At 68.5% G+C, this 3,828-nt stretch carries 4 protein-coding genes and 2 pseudogenes; 2 read left to right on the top strand and 4 right to left on the bottom strand.

Annotation, left to right across the window (positions count from 1 at the left end; translation table 11 throughout):
- Together ACWCPM_RS34640 and ACWCPM_RS34635 are read right to left on the bottom strand one after the other, a co-directional pair.
- A partial coding sequence (locus tag ACWCPM_RS34640) for an IS607 family transposase (RefSeq protein WP_450980234.1) occupies positions 1-457 on the bottom strand: 457 nt, incomplete at its 3' end.
- A gap of 76 nt (positions 458-533) precedes the next feature.
- A pseudogene (locus ACWCPM_RS34635) lies at positions 534-626 on the bottom strand (AEC family transporter); the annotation flags it as partial.
- 337 nt (positions 627-963) lie between these two features.
- Between ACWCPM_RS34635 and ACWCPM_RS34630 the strand changes: the two are divergent.
- On the top strand, positions 964-1,722 hold the full coding sequence (locus ACWCPM_RS34630; protein WP_450980233.1) for a calcium-binding protein: 759 nt from the start codon (positions 964-966) through the stop codon (positions 1,720-1,722).
- 22 nt (positions 1,723-1,744) lie between these two features.
- Here the strand turns inward: ACWCPM_RS34630 and ACWCPM_RS34625 are convergent.
- A pseudogene (locus ACWCPM_RS34625) lies at positions 1,745-1,926 on the bottom strand (transposase); the annotation flags it as partial.
- A 234-nt stretch (positions 1,927-2,160) separates the two neighbouring features.
- Here ACWCPM_RS34625 and ACWCPM_RS34620 point away from each other — a divergent pair.
- Positions 2,161-2,541: an STAS domain-containing protein gene (locus ACWCPM_RS34620; protein WP_450980232.1), complete on the top strand. Its 381-nt coding sequence runs from the start codon at positions 2,161-2,163 to the stop codon at positions 2,539-2,541.
- Here ACWCPM_RS34620 and ACWCPM_RS34615 read toward each other — a convergent pair.
- Positions 2,437-3,438, bottom strand: a complete 1,002-nt coding sequence (locus tag ACWCPM_RS34615; protein ID WP_450980231.1) for a sigma-70 family RNA polymerase sigma factor — start codon at positions 3,436-3,438, stop codon at positions 2,437-2,439. The genes ACWCPM_RS34620 and ACWCPM_RS34615 overlap by 105 nt on opposite strands.
- Between the last annotated feature and the right edge of the window lie 390 nt (positions 3,439-3,828).

Raw genomic sequence — 3,828 nt, 5'->3', positions numbered from 1 at the left:
CGACTTCGCCCTCATCGAGGACGATCAGACGACGGCCCGTCGCGGACAGGGCGGCCTCGACCAGCTCCACGTTCATCAGGCCCAACCGGTCCTTGTGCTCCACCACAACGGTGATCACCTCGGGATCGGCCAGCAGACGACGGGCCCTGGACCGGCCACCGTTCATGCCCGAGGCGATCTCGGACTCCACCCGCACGACCCGGTGACCGGCCTTCGCCGCCCACGCGGACAAGCGGGCAACCTGCCGCTCCAGGTCAGCTTTCTGGTCATGCGAGGAGACACGGGCATACAGACCCAGCCCTCCGACCGCTTCCGGCGCGGCGTTCGACTCGACGTTCACCAGGATCGTGCGCGGACCGACCCGCTGAGCCGGTACCGGCAGCATCCCCTCACGGAACCAGCGATACGCGGTCTGCGGATGCACGCCCTGCGTCTTCGCCCATTCCGTCAGATTCACACCCTGACAACGACACTCACTCAAACAGGGTTACGCTCACTTTCCCGACTTTGATGACCAGCAGTTGAAAACCCTTCAGGCGCACCGGCCTCCGTTCTCCGCCGCGCAGCGGAAGGGTGCTGCCACGCAGGGAGATCCCGAAGGCCAGGAGGACGGCCGGGACGGACATGCCGTCAAAGGTGAATCAGGGCAACCCGCAGGCGGGCGAGCCAGGCATTCCAGCCAGGGGAGGGGACTTGGGACCAGCGGCCTGAGTCCATCACCGATACGACGGCGTAGAGACGCAGGCTCCTTGCCCCGCGGCCTCGAGAGGCTGCTGCTGAGCCTTTGCAGCGCACAGAGTCGACGCGGAAGTAACGAGACCGCGCCGCAGTTCGCCCCCGGCCCGGCTCCCGGCCATCCGTTGCCGAACATGGTGGAGATGATCACAAGCCACTGTGAGGCGACTAGTATCGCGCCACCGCCCGCGATCACCGCGGCCGGCCAGCGTCCCATCTGGGGGTTCTATGGTTAAACGACGTGTCGCGGCGACTCTGGTCGCCGCCCTTTCGATCACGTGTCTGTGCACCTCAACGGCCACAGCGGAGAACCGTCTAGGCGACACGCAGATCCTGTCTGCGACGGTCAACGGCGGCAAAGCGCTGGTCGTCACGGCCGCAGCACAGACATCCTTCACCGCGACCGTCACCGCGAGCGATCCCGGAGGCATCGACTACGTCGACGCCTGGCTGTACCGGGGACCCAGCACCGCACCAACAGGCGCCCTGGCCGCCCCAGCCGACCCCAAGTGCAGGAGGGTTGACGCGACCACCACACAGTGCACTTTCGGGTTCATCATGGGCGAAGGCTGGCTCCACAACGCGGACGCAGGCATCTGGCGCCTCCATGTCAACGCGACCGCGCTGGACGGTGACTATCACCGCAAGGCAGCGGCTTCCCTCAGCGTTCTGCGAGCCGCGAAGCTCACGGCCAACGCGGCACCTGAGCCGGTGACCAAGGGCAAAACGATCACCGTCACGGGCGCACTGAGCCGAATCGACTGGCACGATTACCAATACCACCGCTACGCCGATCAGCCCGTACGCCTGCAATTCCGCACACCCACCGGAACTTACACCACCGTCAAGACAATCACCGCCGGCTCCACCGGCGCCCTGAAGACCACCGTCACCGCCAACCGCGACGGATACTGGCGCTACAGCTACCCCGGAAACACCACCACCGCAGCCGGCAACGCACCAGGCGACTACGTCGACGTCCGGTAAAACACTCTGCGTTTTCAGCGTTCTCGCGGTAGCCGTCGGCGGTGACCGCGATCGCCACATAGATCGGCCTGTTGGCGACCTGCCCGTCCCGGATCTTCACATTGATCGCTCCACGAAGACCACCGGATAGACCGCGTCGAGCGGGCGGGTGCGCCACTCGTTCATCGACTCCAGGGCCTTGTCGGTGATCGTTGAGATCATCTCGACGAGGTGGCCTGGAGGCCATAGGGCAGACGAGCTTGGTGACAATTGACGGCGATGACCACGGCGATCACTGCGAAGCCCCCCAACGCCCCCTGTACAGGGACTACTTGGCGAGGAGTCGTATTGCGGTCGGCGAGGTTGATCCATGCGGCATGCGCCCGACCTCCGTTGGCTGCCCCGGCCCAGGTCAATGTGATCCTCGCGGCGCGACGAGGACTCCGCCGACGATGAGTTATGGCATCCGCGCCGGTCTACCGGGGCGTGGATGCCATGACCCCTGCCGAGATCGTGCTGGCCGGCCCTGTCACCCGGGACGAGGTGACAGGGCTGTGCGACGACGTGCGGGCGTTGTTGGAGAACACCCGGGCTCCGGTGGTCGTATGTGACGTCGGAGGGATCGGGCCGCCGGGCCTCGGGACCGTCGACCTGCTGGCCCGGCTGGCGCTGACGGCCGAGCGGGCCGGAAGCGGGATCCGGCTCCGCGACCCCGACCCGGCCCTGCACGCCCTCCTAGACCTGGTCGGACTCCGCTTCGAGGTGGAGGGGCAGCCCGAACAACGGGAACCACCGCTTGGTGTCGAGGAAGCAGTGGAACCCGGTGATCCGCCCGTCTGAGATCTCCAGCACCTGCACCGCCCAGGGCACGAAGCCGCCCGAGTCCGGGTCCGGCTTGTAGTGCGCGAAGCCCGGCAGGCCGTTGACCTCGACGGAGCGCAGCCGGGAACCGGCGCAGGCGGAGCCGATGGTGGTCATGAAGCCGGTGATGTCGGCCGGGCCGCGCAGCCACAGGTCGAACGGCGGCATCGTCATCACGGCGTCCTCGTGGAGCAGTGCCGTCAGTGCCGTCATGTCGTAGCCCTCGAACGCCGCCACGTACCGCTCCAGGAGCTTCTGCTGCTCCTCGTCCAGCGCGTCGGACACCACCGCGTCCGAGCCGGTGTCCGCGCGCTCGGCGAGCGTCGCGCGGGCCCGCTGCAAGGCACTGTTCACCGACGCCACCGAGGTGCCGAGCAGTTCGGCGACCTCGCTCGCCTTCCAGGCCAGCACCTCGCGCAGGATCAGCACGGCGCGCTGCTTGGGCGGCAGTTGCTGGAGGGCGGCCATGAACGCCAGCCGCACGGACTCCTTGGCGACCGCGGCCTCCGCCGGGTCGGTGACGGAGGGCAGCACACGGGCGTCCGGCATCGGCTCCAGCCAGGTGTGGTCGGGGCGCGGCGACAGCGCGGCCCGGGCGAGCGGGGTGGCTTCGGACAGGTCCATCGGCCTGGCGCGCTTGTTGCCCGCGCTCAGCATGTCCAGGCACACGTTGGTCGCGATCCGGTAGAGCCAGGAACGGACGCTGGAGCGTCCCTCGAACTTGTCGTAGCTGCGCCAGGCACGGACGAGGGTGTCCTGGACCGCGTCCTCGGCCTCGAAGGAGGAGCCGAGCATGCGATAGCAGTAGCCCGTCAGCTCGACCCGGTGCTTCTCCAGTGTGGCGTCGAGATCTGTCGTCGCCGTGCCGTTGCTCATCGTCCACCCACCCCTGTGGCCGTCCCCTGCGCCGCGCGCCTTTGCGCCCGGCACTTCGGAAGCTACAGCAGCCCACTGACAATGGCGCCCGGAGTAGCAAAAGGGGCCCGAACCCGCACCCGCGTGAGAGGGAAAGGGACCAGCCCGACCGCATCCGCCCCCGGACCAGGCTCGGGGGCACGACCCCGCACCCGCACACGACGGGAAGGTGCCGCGCCGGGGTGGCCCCCCGCCCACGCGGAGCCGCACCCGCGCACGGCGCCCCCCGGGGACCCGCACCCGCCCGCGGCGGGAAGGGGGCGGGCCGGGGGGTGTCCGCCCGCAGCGGTTGGCGCGTCAACCCGGGTGAGTCGGTGAGAGACCGATTCCGCGCCGTTCCGAGGACGGACA

This window comes from Streptomyces sp. NPDC002309, from assembly GCF_053593375.1.
Note: the sequence above shows the minus strand (reverse complement) of the source record. Positions and strands in the feature narration are given on the sequence as shown.

Coding starts and splice junctions, on each gene's coding strand:
- ACWCPM_RS34615 (WP_450980231.1), bottom strand. CDS start 3,438: ATGAGCAACGGCACGGCGACGACAGATCTCGACGCCACACTGGAGAAG.
- ACWCPM_RS34620 (WP_450980232.1), top strand. CDS start 2,161: ATGGCATCCGCGCCGGTCTACCGGGGCGTGGATGCCATGACCCCTGCC.
- ACWCPM_RS34630 (WP_450980233.1), top strand. CDS start 964: ATGGTTAAACGACGTGTCGCGGCGACTCTGGTCGCCGCCCTTTCGATC.